Genomic DNA, 16,054 nt, shown 5'->3' with positions numbered 1-16,054 from the left:
TGCGAAACTAGCCGAAGCTAGCATCAAATCGTTGAGGTGGTTAATCGGGTCCGCACAATTGATGGTCTACAAGTACCACCTGCATCAGAAAATGTTGTCTTATTGAGTGGAAGCTCCAGAAAGTAACTTTTTACAGGCCATTACTCCAACTTACTCACGCTAACGATGCCAGCATTAATTGATGCTTAATTTAATTTTAAGGTTACTTCAGATGTTTGGATTCAAAAGCTATTTGAATATCCTCCTGAATCTCACTGAGAACACCATTCCAGTCATTCAGGACTTTCTGCCTATAAAGCTTTGCACTGCTATACCAAGGACTATCACTACGCTCTAGTAGCCAGCGCCAATCAGGGGGACTTGAAAGCAATATATAGGTAGTCTTTCCTAGCGCGCAACTTAAATGTGCAATGCTGGTATCTACCGTAATCACCAGATCTAAACAGTTAATCAATGCAGCGGTATCACTAAAACTTTGTAGATCCGCCTCAAATCGAAGGAGATGAGGGTAATCTCTGAGCGCAATTTCATCCTCATCAATCATTTCTTTTTGCAAAGAAACGTAATCAAAATTCTTAGGCAATGACCTCAATAAGTCACCTACAAGAATATTGCGATTGCCATCATTTAAGTGCTTTCTATTGCCCCTCCAGGCTATACCGATTCTTGGCCTTACTCTAGTGCCTAACCTCTTCTGCCATTGAGTCGCTAGCCTAGAATCGCACTCAATATATTTTCCAGGGCTGGATATAGTATCGATAGTCGTTTTGAATATTCTTGGAAGACTTAAGAGCGCACATTGATAGTCATGATTGGGCGGTATCTCCCCCTTTACAAAGACCTGAGACACTCCCTCTAGGTTTGAGAGCAAACTTACCAAGGGTTCTTGAACCTCCAGAATGACCTTCGCCCCTAATTCAGAAACCAACTTTACATAACGGCAAAATTGAATCGAATCCCCATATCCCTGTTCACTGTAAAGTAGGATTGTCTTACCTCTCAGGACCTCGCCATGCCAAGTTGGCCGATGGATGCCCCTAGCCGTCTCTTGTAATGAGGGACATTGAAGCCTCCACTCATATTCGTCAAACCCAGATTGAAAATCACCAAGTAACAATAATGGCATTGATTTATTGAAGTGCGCATCAGCAAAATTACCATCAATTGCAATGGCTGCATCATAAGCATCTATAGATTCGGAAAATCTCTGCTGCCTATACAACGCATTTCCACGGTTTAACAAGGCATCTAAAAAATTAGGATTTATCTTCAGGGCTTGGCTATATGCAAATAATGCATCATCAAGGCGCCCTTGCTCATACATCACCACACCAAAGTTAACCCAAGCCTCTACAAAATCTGGGTTGAGCTTGAGTGCCATTTGATAGGCAGCAGCTCCCTTGTCATAGAGTCTTAGCTCATCACATATCCTGCCGATGTTGTAATAGGCTTCAGGCACCTGCTTTATAGCAACAGCCTGTTCCAACCTCTCTATTCCATCTTCATGTCTTCCGGCCAACGATAAAGTGACCCCGAGATCATGTAGCACTTCAAAAGACTCTTTTTTTATCAGAGATCTTTCAAGTGCCTCGATCGAATGCTGAATGTCGCCAATACTGAAATAACAAGATGCGAGTTTATGCAAGGATTCTGCTGAGGCCATTTCATGTACACATGCATTCTCCAATCTTTTGATGGCTAAGCCTATATTGCCCTCATTTAGAGCAAGATCAGCAAGTAACTCATTTGCCCTAATACTCTCAGGATCAATATCTAAGCATTGCAATAGAAGCGTATGAGCAAATTGCACTGAACCATCACGAATATTTTTTTCGGCCAATTCAATCAATGTATTAATTGTGTTTTGACTATCCATACACCCAAAAATAATAAAAAAACCTACTGTATTTCTACAGTAGGTTCATTTAATGCCAAACTAATTTTTACTAGCTTACGCTAGCATCAAATTAGAAAGTGTGACGTACGCCAGCGGCGTAGTTATTCGCACCAATGCTTGGCTGATTTCCGCTTGCACTTGATTGCTGTGTTGAACCAAAGATTGTGTACAAGTTTGTACGCTTGCTCAACCAGTAGTTAGCACCCAACTGATACGCTGTGAAGTTAACTGTTGGATTTGCTGGACCGAATGAGTCATAACGACCTGTACCTGCTGATGCCCAACCTTCGATCTTTGGTGTAATGAAGCTACGAACACCGATCTGCTGTGCAGTACGTGACAAATAGTCGTTTGAAGTCAACTGTGAAGTTGCTTTACGGTTGATGTACTGACCGTAGGCCTTCAAGATACCAAAGTCGTAAGTAGCAGCAAAGTACATTTGGTTATCACGAACGTTTGAACCACCAGTTGCGTTTGACCAGATACCAGCAGCATTTAATGTAGAAGTAGTGCCAGTGTTTGTAGAAGCAGTAGCAGGAGCAAATGTTGTAACTGTACCAGTTGCTGTCTGACGTGAATTCAATGATTGGTAGTTAGCAGTTACCAAGAGTTTCTGCCATGTGTAGTTAACGCCAACACCCCAACCGTTTTGGTTGTTGTTACCACCTGAAGTTGAACTACGCACAGTTGTATCTTGGTTGTTAGCTGTGTAGAAAGCAGTACCTACAAAACCAGCAACGTTATTTGACTGCAACTTAACCATGTTTGCTGTACGAATGGTGTATGAATCAGTATTGCTTGTTGATGCAAATTGGCCAACGCCTTGGTTGCCGTTGTTTGCAGGAGCGATTGGGTAGATTGCATCGCCAACCATGTTGTTCTGTTGGTTAGCAGAAGTAACTGCTACAGCAGAGTGGATTGGTGTGTACTGTGTACCGAAAGAAATGGCACCGATTTTGTTGTCTTTTAAACCAACAAAAGTTTGACGGTTGTTAAATGTTGACGCAGTTGCGTTAGTTGGTTGAATACCTGTTTCTAATGTGAAGAATGCAGACATACCGCCGCCCAAATCTTCAGTTCCACGGAAACCTAAACGGCTTGTGGACTCAGCAGAAGAGCCGATGTTGCTGTAAGTACCTTTTGAAGGACCTGAACCAGTAGTACCACGTACATTACCGCCGATGTAACCAACGTCCAAAATACCGTATACGGTTACTGATGACTGAGCTTGAGCTGCTGACGCAAATGCGCCGATTGCTGCAACTGCTAATAGCGATTTTTTCATTCTTTAAATCTCCATAAATTGAAAGTAATGCCCAAATAAAATTGGGACTTACGAATTTTGCTTGTTTTGCCTTGCTAGACTGGGGGTCAGGGTATTTAGAGGCTGTTTTTGCTTGTGGAAAGGCAGTTTTTTGGCTTTCTTCGTTGTATCAGGGCAACAAGGGCTTTGATTTCTGTCTTTTTAGGGCCTGAGATGCCAAAATTGTCATATGGCAAGCCGCGAATTCTTAAAAATCCTCCAAACCGCCCGTCTTGGTGATGTTTCTGCGCAACAAAATTTGGCTTCAGCGTATCTGAGTGGGGCTTTTAAAACCCCGATTCAACCCTCTAATGCACTGATTTGGCTAGAAAAAGCCTATTTATCCATTCAAAATCAATTACTTATAAATACAAGCTCAAGTGATACCGAAATCACTTCTTCAGGCGCGCCCTCCCCACTCATTCTGGAGATACTTGAGCAAATATCAGCGGTTCCATTGGCTGCAACGTTCAATTCCCCTGCTTTTATGTTTGGCTGGAAATCATTTTGGGAGCTAGCAAAAGCCAATTCATCAGCTAGTGACGTTGCGCAATGGCAACTTGCAGATCTGCTGCTGGATCCCGATAAACATGATCTGCAGTCTGAGCTGGCTACATGGCTTGCAAGGCATGAGGGTGGTGTGGATTTCTCATTGCTGCGAAATACTGCCAAAGAATTTCTTATCAATCTGGCTGAGACAGAATCGAGCTTTACCAATCCAGCCAAAGAGCTACTGATTAAGTTGCAGCCCAAGGATGAAGCCCTCTCCTCTTTATGGAATGCCTGGATTTCGGAACAAAATGAAACGGCACTAATGCAAGCTGCGGAACTTGGTCTGACCATCGCCAAGCTCACGCTGGGTTTACGACTTGCGCAACTAAATGATCGGCTAAATGTTCGACTAAGTGATCAACTAAGTGATCAAGCTAATAATAAAAAAACCCCTTCGAATGGTCTTGGCGGTAAATCCAACGCCTCCCTCAAGAAAGCTGCCTATTGGCTAGAGCTCGCAGCAAAAGATGGTGACAGGGATGCTTGGTTTGCTTTAGGGGAGATTTATCGTCGCCCGCAGTTTTCTGGATACAACGCCGCTGAAAGTGATCGATGTTTCGATCGGGCAGCAGATCTAGGTCATCCTGTTGCTCAATTTAGAAGAGGTGCGAACCTCTGGCGTAAGCGCGAAAAAATTGAAGAACCGGTTCGAGGACTGCAAGCTTCCTATTGGATCTGGCAAGCCCAACAACAAGACGTGCCTGAAGCGAAGGAACTGCTTGGGAAGGTTTTAGAGAATGCGTCTAGCCCAAAGAATAACGATTGGTATGAGCTGGCCACTTATGCAGAGAAAGCATTAAATCATCATGCAGAACATCAATTGGAAGAAGAGTGGATCTTGCTCTGTCACAGACTCGTCATCGCCAATCAATTTAACTTGAGCAAAGCCGAGCTGTTACTGTGCGAGGTGGGACAACTGCAGCATGAACATTGCGTCGTTGTAGATATTCGTCACGAGTTGCCAAAGATCCTGCCTCGATTGATTCAGATTGACACCACTTTGCAGCGTCGCTCTTTACTCGCCGCTGGAAAAGCATTTGCAGGCAGTGAATCTGATCTAGAGGGTAATTTACGGCAAAGACGCTATCGATTTGATCGGGTAACAGAGTGGCTCAAAGCCACCTTCTCACACGATCAAGCGCTTGCTTGAGGGTCGGCACCCTTAGATTCAGCATCTTTAGGCTCAGCCTCTTTTGTGTCGTCGTCAGAGGGCTTCGGCACATAGAAGCGGGCTATTAGTAAGCCTAACTCATAGAGAAGAGTCATTGGGATCGCCAGCAGTAATTGAGAAAGCACATCGGGTGGCGTCACGACAGCAGAGATCACAAAGGCACCCACAATTACATAAGGGCGAATCTCTCTGAGCTTTTCTAGAGAAACCATACCCATCCGAACCAAGACAACGACGACAACTGGAACTTCAAAAGTAAGTCCAAATGCCAGGAAGGTGTTCATCGCAAAGCTTAGATACTTATCGATGTCAGTGGACATTTCCGCACCCAGTGGTGCGTTATAACTGGCCATGAATTCAAAAACAGTAGGAAATACCAAAAAGTAAGCGAACGCCATTCCAAATAAAAAGAGGCTGTAGCTACTCACCACTAAGGGCACGATTAGCTTGCGCTCATGTTGATATAAGCCAGGAGCAATAAATGCCCAAAGCTGATACATCACTACCGGCAGAGCAATGATGAAAGCAACCAACATCGTGACCTTCATGGGCACAAAGAATGATCCAGTGACATCCGTCACAATCATTTTTCCACCTGAGGGCAATGAGTCTAGTAGTGGCTGTGAAAATAAATGAAAAATATCTGGGGCCCAGTACACCAGGCAAACAAACACCGCAATGATGGCTATGACCGATTTAATAATACGATCCCGCAGCTCATACAAATGAGATAGGAAAGATTCTTGTAAGCCCGAATCTTCTGATGAATTGTTTTCAGTCATGCGCGGTTGTTTATATTCTTGTAGTTTTGATTCTTTTATTACTTGTTGGCACTGTGATGAAAGCGCTTCATGCGAGCAGCACCAGATTGCACCTGTGTGCGCATACCAGTAGAGCGCTTAAACCAAACCGGCCTAGCTGCACGTCTCACACCCCAACTCTTACGGCCTTGGCGAATGGACTTACCAAGCACTTCTTTTTCATCTAATGGAGCTCTCGTGTAACTATGCTCAAAGATGTCCGCTTGATCACTCAGATTGGCTTTAGCCTCTTGGACTGTTGATTGAATAGAGTTCTCTACATCTTTTAATGCGGAAGTACTCTCTTCGCGCAGCTTTTTAAATTCTTCAACGTCCATCTGGCGACTGACTTCAGACTTTACATCTGCCATATAACGTTGCGCTCGTCCAAATAAATTACCTGCCATGCGGGCAATCTTCGGAAGGCGCTCGGGACCAACCACCACCAATGCAACTACTGCAATAAGTGCAAGCTTTGAAACTCCAAGATCAATCATTGCAGGTGCGCATTATTTCAATCAACAATTACTTGTTAACGTCTTTAGCGTGAACGTCCACCGTTTTTTCTGGTGATGCGGCAGCGCTCTGAATCTGCTCTTTTGGCTCTTCAGCAGCCTCAGGGGTTTTCATACCATCTTTAAAGCCCTTAACAGCGCCACCTAAGTCGGCACCCATATTGCGCAATTTTTTGGTACCGAATACCAACATCACGATCACCAAAACAATCAACCAATGCCAAATACTAAATGAACCCATTTTTAATCTCCTCGAACTATTTTTTCCAGGGGCGCGGACCGCCCATCACATGCAAATGCAAGTGATAAACTTCTTGCCCACCATCTGCACCATTGTTCACTACTACTCTAAAGCCACCCTCTTTTCCAGGACGGCAACCCTGCTCCTTGGCAAGACGCGACGCTAATTCCATCATTCTACCTAGCAATGGCGCATCTGCCGCCTCGGCAGACTCCAACATCGGGATATGTTTCTTAGGAATCATCAAAAAATGGATGGGAGCAGCTGGGTTGATATCGTTAAATGCATAGATTTCTTCATCCTCATATACCTTTTGGGATGGGATAGTTCCTTGAGAAATCTTACAAAACAGGCAATTTGGATCGTGAGGCATCAATTACTCCTTGCTGGCGGCTTTTCTGGCGGCCTTTTCTTCAATACCGGAGGTGCCCAAACGGCGCTCTAGCTCAGAAACCACGTCTTCTGGACGTAAACCAAACTGGGAAAGCGCAATCAGGCAATGAAACCACAGGTCAGCCATCTCGCCCACTAAGAGCTTTTGCTGCTCAGGAGCCAAATTGGCGTTACGAGCATCCTTGGCAGCCATCACCGCTTCGGTGGCTTCTTCGCCAATTTTCTTCAAAATCCCATCGTCGCCCTTGGAAAAGAGTAAAGCTGTATAGGAGGTCTTGGGATCAGCCTGGCCCGCTTTAAATGCATCCCGTCGCTGGTCCACCACATCGGCCAAATGGGCTAAAGCAGAGTCTAAATTGGAAGGATTTTGCGCTGAGCTGTTCATCATGCGATTTTATGTCTTTTATTGCCAGAAAGACGAGAAGAGCCTATTTAGGGCCCTTGGACTCATCCACCCAGGCAGATTTAACAGAATCCCAGCGCAGAAAGAAACAGCTGTGCTCGCCAGTATGGCAAGCAATGCCATCTTTTTGCTCAACTATGAGCAAAACTGTATCGCCATCGCAGTCGAGGCGGATTTCTTTTACTTTTTGGGTGTGACCGGATTCTTCGCCTTTATGCCAGAGTTTTTGTCTAGAACGAGTCCAATAGACTGCCTCTCCTCTGCGCATTGTCTCTAAAAGGGCCTCACGATTCATCCAAGCCATCATCAGCACATCGCCGCTATCGGCTTCTTGGGCAATAACAGGAACTAGGCCCTGGTTATTCCAAGTTACGCTCTCTAACAATGCTTGTTCTTGTGATTTTTTATTTGTATCTGACATTTGCTCAATTTTGACAGAATTATTCGCACCAACGAATAAATAGCGGCCTAGGGCTTACTGAAACGACCCGTTGCCCCACATGGACACTAACTTATTTTGTGTGTATGATGTGTATAGAATTTATAATTCGAGAATGAACAGCAAAGAACTTATCAAAGCTTTAGAAATGGATGGGTGGGTACTGCGTGGCTCAAAAGGCTCTCATCATGTTTTTAATCATCCCTTTAAGGCTGGGCATATTACAGTCCCTCACCCCAAAAAGGATCTGGGCATTGGATTGGTTCAAAAGGTTCTGAAACAAGCAGGCATTAAATAAAGGGGCATGATGAAATATCCAATTGCTATTGAGCCAGGAGGAGATAAGGCGGCATGGGGTGTAGTCGTTCCGGATTTACCGGGCTGCTTCTCCGCAGCCGACGGTGGCATTGATGAAGCCATTGAAAATGCGAAAGAAGCAATCGAGCTTTGGATTGAGGCAGCCTTAGATGCTGGCGAAGACATACCCAAACCCAGCTCCATTACTAATCTACAAAAGAAAAAAGGGTTTAAAGGATGCATCTGGGCAATTGCTGAGATTGATCCAGCTCTGCTTTCAGATGAAATTGAAAGAGTAAACATCACTTTGCCCAGAAGAGTATTAGCAAGGCTAGACGCTAAAGCCAAGTCAGCAGGTGAAAATCGCTCTGCATTTATCGCCCATATGGCAATCAGCGCTTAAATTTTCCGATTAAATTCGAACCGGAATTCCTTGGCTCGCCATATATTCTTTTGCCTGACCAACGGTGTATTCACCATAGTGAAAAATACTGGCTGCGAGTACCGCATCAGCATGGCCTTGAGTAATGCCGTCGACTAAATGCTGCAAATTACCGACGCCGCCAGATGCGATCACCGGAATACTCACAGCATCACTGACTGCGGCAGTGAGCTCAAGATCAAAACCATCTTTGCTGCCATCGCGATTCATACTGGTGAGGAGTATTTCACCAGCACCGCGCTTGGCAACTTCAGTTGCCCATACAACGACATCCATACCAGTGGCAGTTCGACCGCCATGGGTAAATACTTCCCAGTTACCTGCTTCAGTCTTCTTGGCGTCAATCGCCACCACGATGCATTGCGAACCGTAATACGCAGCCGCATCAGAAACTAAATCTGGATTTGCTACTGCAGAAGAATTCATACTCACTTTGTCAGCACCGGCATTGAGTAAGCGTCGCACATCCGCTACAGCGCGCACGCCACCACCAACTGTCAAAGGAATAAATACTTGAGATGCGACATCTTCAATGATGTGCAATATCAAATCGCGCCCATCAGAAGTAGCGGTGATATCCAAGAACGTGAGCTCATCAGCGCCTTGGGTGTCGTAACGTTTTGCAATCTCGACTGGATCACCTGCATCACGCAGGCCAACGAAATTCACACCCTTCACAACGCGCCCTGCCGTAACATCAAGACAGGGAATAATTCGCTTAGTTAACACTGATCAGCACTCTAGATAATTTTCTTAGCGAACTTCAGCGTTAACTCGTCAGCATACTTTTGTGCTGCAGTTAAATCTAAGTCGCCAGCATAAATCGAGCGGCCAGCAATGACACCCATCACACCTTCAAATTCAGCTTCGCACAGGGCTTCAATATCTTGATTATTTGAGAGGCCACCACTAGCAATCACCGGAATCCGAATCGCTTGCGCTAACTTAATCGTGGCATCCATATTGATGCCCTTCATCATGCCGTCGCGACCAATATCGGTATAAATAATTGCCTCGACACCATAGTCTTCAAATTTCTTAGCAAGGTCAATGACTTCGTGACCAGTAATTTTGCTCCAGCCATCTGTGGCCACTTTCCCGTCACGCGCATCCAAACCCACCATGATGTGACCTGGGAAAGCAGTGCAGGCATCTTGGACAAAGCCTGGACTCTTCACTGCTGCAGTACCAATAATGACGGTACTGATACCATCATCCAATAAACGCTCAATGGTTTCAAGATCACGAATCCCACCGCCCAATTGAACGGGAATCTCATTACCAACCGCTTTCAGAATGGATTTAATGGCAGACTCGTTTTTGAGCTTACCCGCAAAGGCGCCATTTAAATCCACCAAGTGCAAGCGACGCGCTCCCTTACTAATCCAATGGGCTGCCATCGCCCCTGGATCTTCAGAAAAAACCGTAGCCTTATCCATATCACCTTGTTCGAGTCGAACACAGTGGCCGTCTTTTAGGTCAATCGCAGGAATCAGCAGCATAGTGGTACGTTAGATGTATTAAGGTTGCCAAGAAACAAAATTGTTGTAGAGCTTTAATCCGTATTCTGCACTTTTTTCTGGATGAAATTGCGTTGCAAAAATATTATCCCTTGCGACAGCAGAAGTAAACCAATCACCATATTCGGTTGAGCTCGCTATGTCTTTTTTGCGCTGCGGTACAACATAGTAACTATGCACAAAGTAAAAACTCGTCAAATCTGGGATGCCGTCCCAAAGCGCGTGCTGACGATCCTGACGCACCTGGTTCCAGCCCATATGCGGCACCTTATACGCCGAGCCATCTGGCTGTAATTTGCCAGCTAACTCAAAACGTCGCACTTCTCCAGGAATCAAACCCAAGCAGGGCGTCCAAGGCTTGTCGGATAGCGCTCGCACCTCTGCGCTTTGATCAAATAGCATTTGCTCGCCAACACACACGCCCAAAAGGGGTTTATTTTTAGCTGCATCTAGTAGCGCCTCCAATAGACCAGACTCCTCGAGATGCTTCATGCAATCTGGCATAGCGCCCTGCCCTGGGAGCACTACTCGCTCAGCCGAGATGATTGCTTCCGGGGTGCGGGCAATGACCACATTGGCATCAGGTGCCACATGATGAAAGGCTTGATAAACGGAGCGTAGATTACCCATTCCGTAATCAACGATCGCAATGGTTTGCGCCAATGGTTAGCCTATGTTCTGTAGTTTTTAGACAGTCTGCTACTCAATGCTAGAAATTTTCTAGATTAGAGGCTGCCCTTAGTCGAGGGAACAACACCAGAAGCGCGTGGATCCAACTCTAAAGCCATGCGCAAGGCGCGTCCAAATGCTTTAAACACGGTTTCAATCTGGTGATGGGCATTAATGCCACGTAAATTATCGATGTGTAAAGTGACTCCAGCATGGTTCACAAACCCGCGGAAGAACTCAATACTGAGGTCCACATCAAAGTCACCTACCCGCGCCCGCGTGAATGGGACGTTGAACTCCAAGCCTGGACGGCCTGAAAAGTCGATCACCACACGCGACAGAGTTTCATCCAAAGGGACGTAGGAATGGCCATAGCGGGTAATACCCGCCTTGTCGCCAACTGCCTTGGCAAATGCTTGTCCTAGAGTAATCCCCACATCCTCAACGGTGTGGTGGTCATCAATGTGGGTATCGCCATTAGCGACTACTTTGAGATCAATCATGCCGTGACGGGCGATTTGATCCAACATATGGTCTAGAAAGGGTACGCCCGAGGCGAGCTCAGCCTTACCTGTGCCATCTAAATTGATCGCAATTTGAATTTTGGTTTCCGAAGTGTTTCGGGTAACGTCGGCTTGCCGCATGCTTCAGAGCGCCGCGAGGCGAAGTGTTGATTGAAGCCTCATAATATCATTCCTAATACAGATATAAATGCTGATGTTGTTTGATGACATTGATTAACTTTTGCTGATTTTTTGACTAGAGTCCCCCATGAGCCGCTTTTGGAGCCCCGTTGTTCAGACCCTCACCCCTTATATTCCTGGGGAGCAACCGCAAATGGAGCGACTGGTAAAGCTCAATACCAACGAAAGCCCATATGGTCCATCCCCCAAAGCGCTAGCAGCCATTCATGGGCATAACAACGATGATTTGAGGCTTTACCCAGATCCTGAGGGCGCTTCCCTCAAGAAGGCTATTGCCGATTTACATGGTCTAGACCCAAAACAGGTGTTTTTAGGTAATGGTTCCGATGAAGTCCTTGCCCACGTCTTTTTAGGCCTCCTAAAGCAATCTAAGCCAATCCAATTCCCGGACATCACTTATAGCTTTTACCCCGTCTATTGCAAGTTATTTGGCATTGACTATCAGACCATCCCCCTGGGATCCGATTTTGAGATACAAGCCAGTGATTTCAAAACCCCCAATGGTGGGATTATTTTCCCTAATCCCAACGCACCAACTGGACGAGCCATTCCTCGGGCTGATATTGAAGCCTTGTTGAGTAGAAACACTGATTCAGTAGTAGTCATTGATGAGGCCTATGTGGACTATGGAACTGAGTCCTGCATTCCACTGCTTCGCGGAAGTGCTTGCCCAGAAAACCTCTTGGTCGTTCACACCCTCTCCAAATCACGCGCCCTTGCAGGTTTGCGAGTGGGATTTGCGGTGGGCCACCCGGCGCTGATTGAAGGTCTAGAGCGTGTAAAGAACAGCTTTAATTCTTACCCTCTGGGCCGCTTGGCCCAAGTTGGCGCAATCGCCGCAATAGAAGATCAAGCCCACTTGGAATTCACCGCTGGAAAAGTGATTCAAACCCGAGAGCATCTTGTAAAAGAGCTCGCTTCCCTGGGATTTGATACTTTGCCGTCAACAGCCAATTTTATTTTTACACGTCACCCCAAACATGCTGGCGTGAAGTTGCATCAAGCTTTACGTGATCGTGGAATTATCGTGCGTCACTTTAAATCGGCACGCGTAGAAGAATTTTTGCGCATCACCATCGGTACCGATGAGCAAACAAATGAGTTGATCGCTGCCTTAAAAGAAATTCTAGTTAGCGCTTAAACCCGCTTTATTTGTTCAGGCGCATCTCAGCAGCGCGTGCATGGGCTGTTAAGCCTTCACCGTGGGCGAGCGTACTAGCCACCGTACCCAAAGTTTGTGCCCCCGCTGCACTGACTTCAATCATGCTGGAACGCTTGATAAAGTCATACACACCCAAAGGCGAAGAGAAGCGTGCAGTGCGTGCTGTTGGCAAGACGTGATTTGGTCCAGCACAATAATCACCAAGAGATTCGCTAGTGTAATTACCCATGAAGATTGCTCCCGCATGGCGAATCAATTCTGCCCATTGACGTGGCTCAGCAGCGCAAATTTCTAAATGCTCTGCAGCGATGTCGTTAGCAATCTCACAAGCTTGAGCCATGTCTTTTACCTGAATCAATAGAGCGCGATTGGCAAGCGATGTTTCAATCACTTTTTTTCTCGGCATCTCTGGTAATAACTGATTGATACTTGCTTGTACTTTCTCAATAAATTGCTCATCAGGACAAAGCAAGATGGACTGCGCCAACTCATCATGCTCTGCTTGAGAAAACAAATCCATCGCAATCCAATCAGGATTACTAGAGCCATCGCAGAGCACCAAGATTTCTGATGGGCCGGCAATCATGTCGATACCAACAGTACCAAATACTCGGCGCTTGGCAGCGGCTACATAAGCATTGCCCGGGCCTACAATTTTGTCGACCGGTGGAATCGTTTTAGTGCCATAAGCTAAAGCGCCAACAGCCTGTGCTCCGCCAATCGTGAAGACACGATCAACCCCTGCCAAATAGGCAGCAGCCAACACTAAGGGATTGCGAGCGCCATCAGGAGTTGGCACCACCATGATGACCTCTTGTACACCAGCAACTTTGGCTGGAATGGCATTCATCAAAACAGATGATGGGTAGGCCGCTTTGCCGCCAGGGACATAAATTCCAACGCGATCTAGGGCAGTGACTTTTTGACCTAAGCGCGTACCATCCGCCTCTTCGTATTCCCAAGAGTGGCAACCCGCTTCAATCTTTTGTTTTTCGTGATAAGCACGTACTCTTTGCGCAGCAATATCTAAAGCATTTTTTTGCTCAGCCGATAATGCTTCGTAGGATTTTTTTAATTCTGCTTGAGAAATTTCTAGCTCAGTAACACTAGCAACATCTAAACGATCAAACTGCTTTGTAAAATCGAGAACCGCAGCATCACCGCGATCTTTTACTTGCGCCAATATTTTCATCACAACAGCATCAATCGCCTCATCATCGGCCATCGGCAAAGAAAGGCTAGAGAGCAGAGTTTCTTTAAACCCTGCATCTTGGCTATTTAGGCGCTTGACTTTCACTTCTAATGACATAGGGATTGTTCTTTACTTTAGCAACTCAAAGAATGGCTGCAACTGAGTACGCTTACGCTTATACGAAGCTTGATTAACTACCAAACGCGCACTGATATCAGCAATAGGTTCAACTTCAAGCAACCCATTTGCACGCAAAGTATTGCCAGTGGACACTAAATCTACGATTGCATCAGCCAGACCTACCAATGGAGCTAACTCCATTGAGCCATACAAGTGAATGGTATCGATATGTACGCCCTTGTTGGCAAAGTGCTCGCGTGCGCAATTGACATACTTTGTTGCCACTTTTAAACGAGATCCCTGCTTTACGGCTGCCGCGTAATCGAAGCCTTCTTTAACGGCAACCGACATGCGGCATTTGGCAATATTCAGATCAAATGGAACATACAAACCATCAGTACCATTTTCCATCAAGACATCTAAACCGGCTACTCCAAAATCGGCACCGCCAAACTGCACATAAGTGGGTACATCCGAGGCGCGCACAATAATAAGGCGCACATCGGGATTGGAGGTCTCAATGATGAGTTTGCGTGACTTCTCAGGATCTTCCAGCGGACGAACGCCGATCTTAGATAAGATCTCGGCGGTTTCTTCGAAGATACGCCCCTTCGAGAGGGCTAAAGTTAACTTCATGAACTAATTATCCATCAGCCTTACTTCACTCGCTCAATGTTGGCCCCCAACAGGGTCAACTTTTGCTCCATGCGGTCATATCCGCGATCTAGGTGATAAATTCGATCAACCTGGGTTTCGCCTTGGGCAGCTAAGCCAGCAATGACCAAACTAGCAGACGCACGCAAGTCTGTCGCCATCACAATCGCTCCCGAAAGCTTCTCCACCCCCTGAGCAATGGCAGTATTACCCTCAATAGCAATATCCGCACCGAGGCGATTCATCTCCTGGACGTGCATAAAGCGGTTCTCAAAGATGGTTTCAGTAATGGTGGCATTGCCCTCGGCGATCGCATTGACCGCCATGAGTTGGGCCTGCATATCAGTCGGAAAGGCAGGGTATTCAGAGGTACGGAAGCTGACAGCCTTAGGACGGCCCTTCATAGAAGCCTTAATCCAGTCAGGGCCTATCTCCATTTTTAGGCCTGCTTCTTTCAGTTTGACGATGACCGCGTCCAATGTATCTGGACGGCAGTGCTTTACCAGCACATCACCACCGGCAGCCGCAACAGCGCACAAGAAGGTACCAGCCTCAATCCGATCCGCAATCACAGCATGCTCTGCGCTGTGAAGTTTTTCAACGCCCTCGATGACCAAACGATCGCTGCCAATCCCCGTAATCTTAGCGCCCATTTTAACGAGCAACTCTGCCAGATCACCAACCTCAGGCTCGCGAGCAGCATTCTCTAAAATGGTTATGCCACTTGCCAGCGTTGCGGCCATGAGCAAATTTTCTGTGCCGGTCACGGTAATCATATCGGTCAAGATGGAGGCGCCCTGCAAGCGACCAGAAGCTGATTTCGTTTCCGCTTGAATGTAGCCACTCTTAATCTTGATGTTGGCACCCATCGCTTTTAAGCCTTTGATGTGCTGGTCTACTGGGCGTGCGCCGATTGCACAACCTCCGGGTAAGGAGACCTTGGCGCTATGCATTCTGGCGAGCAAGGGACCCAGCACCAAGATAGAAGCACGCATGGTTTTCACCATCTCGTAGGTTGCTTCAGAGCTCTTAATATTGGCCGCATTGAGCACCACATGATTGCGATCATTCGCATCTGGGAAGGTGACAGTCACACCAATTTCTTGCAAAAGCTTGAGCATGGTCCGGACATCTTGCAAGTCAGGAACATTACGCAAGGTGATCGGCTCATCACACAGTAAGCAAGCACAAAGAATAGGCAAGGCTGCATTCTTCGCACCTGCAATAGCTACCTCGCCCTTGAGCGGAGTGCCGCCAACCATTCGTAACTTATCCATGAATCTATTCCAGTAAAGAGCTGATGAAGTAATTAGCTTGCAGAATTTTGTGCAAACTCTTCGGGAGTAAATGCTTTGATTGATAAGGCATGAACTTCTGCCTTCATTCGATCTCCCATCGCCCCATATACCAATTGATGACGCTGAATTAGCCGTTTACCTTCGAACTCAGGGCTCACTATCGTGGCAAAGAAATGCTGACCATCACCCTCAACTTGAATATGGGTACAAGCAATACCCTGCTGGATATAGCCCTCAATCTGTTCTGGCGTTGGCAACATCACAATCTCCTCATTCTGAATA

20 protein-coding genes are annotated in these 16,054 nt (G+C 46.3%); 4 read left to right on the top strand and 16 right to left on the bottom strand.

Annotated features, from left to right (window positions below; all coding sequences use genetic code 11):
- Nucleotides 1–202: 202 nt before the first annotated feature.
- A complete protein-coding gene (locus DN92_RS00625; protein WP_173959433.1) occupies nt 203–1,876 on the bottom strand; it encodes a tetratricopeptide repeat protein in 1,674 nt (557 codons plus the stop codon).
- Nucleotides 1,877–1,967: 91 nt separating this feature from the next.
- A complete protein-coding gene (locus DN92_RS00620; protein WP_173959432.1) occupies nt 1,968–3,182 on the bottom strand; it encodes a porin in 1,215 nt (404 codons plus the stop codon).
- A 208-nt stretch (nt 3,183–3,390) separates the two neighbouring features.
- Here DN92_RS00620 and DN92_RS00615 point away from each other — a divergent pair, with 208 nt between their 5' ends.
- Nucleotides 3,391–4,902: a tetratricopeptide repeat protein gene (locus DN92_RS00615; RefSeq protein WP_173959431.1), complete on the top strand. Its 1,512-nt coding sequence runs from the start codon at nt 3,391–3,393 to the stop codon at nt 4,900–4,902.
- Here the strand turns inward: DN92_RS00615 and tatC are convergent.
- Genes tatC through hisI form a run of 6 tightly spaced genes read right to left on the bottom strand, consistent with a single transcriptional unit; the run spans nt 4,887 to nt 7,696 of the window.
- Nucleotides 4,887–5,705 carry a twin-arginine translocase subunit TatC gene (tatC, locus tag DN92_RS00610; RefSeq protein ID WP_173959430.1) on the bottom strand — a complete coding sequence of 273 codons (819 nt, stop codon included), beginning with the start codon at nt 5,703–5,705 and terminating at the stop codon, nt 4,887–4,889. The two genes, DN92_RS00615 and tatC, sit on opposite strands and share 16 nt — an antisense overlap.
- A 38-nt stretch (nt 5,706–5,743) precedes the next feature.
- Nucleotides 5,744–6,220 (bottom strand): Sec-independent protein translocase protein TatB, encoded by a 477-nt coding sequence (tatB, locus tag DN92_RS00605; RefSeq protein WP_173959429.1) that lies wholly within the window; start codon nt 6,218–6,220, stop codon nt 5,744–5,746.
- Nucleotides 6,221–6,248: 28 nt separating this feature from the next.
- Complete coding sequence (gene tatA, locus DN92_RS00600) at nt 6,249–6,479, bottom strand: Sec-independent protein translocase subunit TatA (protein ID WP_173959428.1); 231 nt, start codon at nt 6,477–6,479, stop codon at nt 6,249–6,251.
- Between the two features lie 16 nt (nt 6,480–6,495).
- A complete protein-coding gene (locus tag DN92_RS00595; protein ID WP_173959427.1) occupies nt 6,496–6,852 on the bottom strand; it encodes a histidine triad nucleotide-binding protein in 357 nt (118 codons plus the stop codon).
- Nucleotides 6,853–6,855: 3 nt separating this feature from the next.
- Entirely contained in the window at nt 6,856–7,260 is a 405-nt protein-coding gene (locus DN92_RS00590) for a phosphoribosyl-ATP diphosphatase (protein ID WP_415836351.1), read from the bottom strand.
- A 40-nt stretch (nt 7,261–7,300) separates the two neighbouring features.
- On the bottom strand, nt 7,301–7,696 hold the full coding sequence (hisI, locus tag DN92_RS00585; protein ID WP_173959426.1) for a phosphoribosyl-AMP cyclohydrolase: 396 nt from the start codon (nt 7,694–7,696) through the stop codon (nt 7,301–7,303).
- Nucleotides 7,697–7,829: 133 nt separating this feature from the next.
- Here hisI and DN92_RS00580 point away from each other — a divergent pair, with 133 nt between their 5' ends.
- Both DN92_RS00580 and DN92_RS00575 read left to right on the top strand, forming a co-directional pair.
- Nucleotides 7,830–8,012 (top strand): type II toxin-antitoxin system HicA family toxin, encoded by a 183-nt coding sequence (locus tag DN92_RS00580; RefSeq protein ID WP_173959425.1) that lies wholly within the window; start codon nt 7,830–7,832, stop codon nt 8,010–8,012.
- 9 nt (nt 8,013–8,021) lie between these two features.
- Nucleotides 8,022–8,414 carry a type II toxin-antitoxin system HicB family antitoxin gene (locus DN92_RS00575; protein WP_173959424.1) on the top strand — a complete coding sequence of 131 codons (393 nt, stop codon included), beginning with the start codon at nt 8,022–8,024 and terminating at the stop codon, nt 8,412–8,414.
- 9 nt (nt 8,415–8,423) lie between these two features.
- On the opposite strand, the gene hisF is transcribed toward DN92_RS00575, so the two are convergent.
- The 4 genes from hisF to hisB all read right to left on the bottom strand — a co-directional run bounded on the left by hisF (nt 8,424) and on the right by hisB (nt 11,286).
- Nucleotides 8,424–9,182: an imidazole glycerol phosphate synthase subunit HisF gene (hisF, locus tag DN92_RS00570; protein ID WP_173959423.1), complete on the bottom strand. Its 759-nt coding sequence runs from the start codon at nt 9,180–9,182 to the stop codon at nt 8,424–8,426.
- A gap of 11 nt (nt 9,183–9,193) precedes the next feature.
- Nucleotides 9,194–9,955 carry a 1-(5-phosphoribosyl)-5-[(5-phosphoribosylamino)methylideneamino]imidazole-4-carboxamide isomerase gene (gene hisA, locus DN92_RS00565; RefSeq protein WP_173959422.1) on the bottom strand — a complete coding sequence of 254 codons (762 nt, stop codon included), beginning with the start codon at nt 9,953–9,955 and terminating at the stop codon, nt 9,194–9,196.
- 18 nt (nt 9,956–9,973) lie between these two features.
- Nucleotides 9,974–10,636, bottom strand: coding sequence for an imidazole glycerol phosphate synthase subunit HisH (hisH, locus tag DN92_RS00560; RefSeq protein WP_173959421.1), 663 nt, complete (start codon nt 10,634–10,636; stop codon nt 9,974–9,976).
- Nucleotides 10,637–10,698: 62 nt separating this feature from the next.
- The gene (gene hisB, locus DN92_RS00555; RefSeq protein ID WP_173959420.1) at nt 10,699–11,286 is read right to left on the bottom strand and encodes an imidazoleglycerol-phosphate dehydratase HisB; all 588 of its coding nucleotides are present in this window, start codon (nt 11,284–11,286) and stop codon (nt 10,699–10,701) included.
- Between the two features lie 127 nt (nt 11,287–11,413).
- Between hisB and hisC the strand changes: the two genes are divergently transcribed.
- Complete coding sequence (gene hisC / locus DN92_RS00550; RefSeq protein WP_173959419.1) at nt 11,414–12,487, top strand: histidinol-phosphate transaminase; 1,074 nt, start codon at nt 11,414–11,416, stop codon at nt 12,485–12,487.
- A 7-nt stretch (nt 12,488–12,494) separates the two neighbouring features.
- On the opposite strand, the gene hisD is transcribed toward hisC, so the two are convergent.
- From hisD to DN92_RS00530, 4 genes are read right to left on the bottom strand one after another with little or no spacing between them, the layout of a single operon-like run.
- Nucleotides 12,495–13,817 carry a histidinol dehydrogenase gene (hisD, locus tag DN92_RS00545; protein WP_173959418.1) on the bottom strand — a complete coding sequence of 441 codons (1,323 nt, stop codon included), beginning with the start codon at nt 13,815–13,817 and terminating at the stop codon, nt 12,495–12,497.
- A gap of 12 nt (nt 13,818–13,829) precedes the next feature.
- Nucleotides 13,830–14,456, bottom strand: coding sequence for an ATP phosphoribosyltransferase (gene hisG, locus DN92_RS00540; RefSeq protein ID WP_173959417.1), 627 nt, complete (start codon nt 14,454–14,456; stop codon nt 13,830–13,832).
- 20 nt (nt 14,457–14,476) lie between these two features.
- Nucleotides 14,477–15,751 (bottom strand): UDP-N-acetylglucosamine 1-carboxyvinyltransferase, encoded by a 1,275-nt coding sequence (gene murA / locus DN92_RS00535; protein ID WP_173959416.1) that lies wholly within the window; start codon nt 15,749–15,751, stop codon nt 14,477–14,479.
- A gap of 32 nt (nt 15,752–15,783) precedes the next feature.
- Nucleotides 15,784–16,032: a BolA family protein gene (locus DN92_RS00530; RefSeq protein WP_173961209.1), complete on the bottom strand. Its 249-nt coding sequence runs from the start codon at nt 16,030–16,032 to the stop codon at nt 15,784–15,786.
- Between the last annotated feature and the right edge of the window lie 22 nt (nt 16,033–16,054).

It is taken from the genome of Polynucleobacter arcticus, from assembly GCF_013307205.1.
Taxonomy (GTDB): Bacteria; Pseudomonadota; Gammaproteobacteria; order Burkholderiales; family Burkholderiaceae; genus Polynucleobacter; species Polynucleobacter arcticus.
Note: the sequence above shows the minus strand (reverse complement) of the source record. Positions and strands in the feature narration are given on the sequence as shown.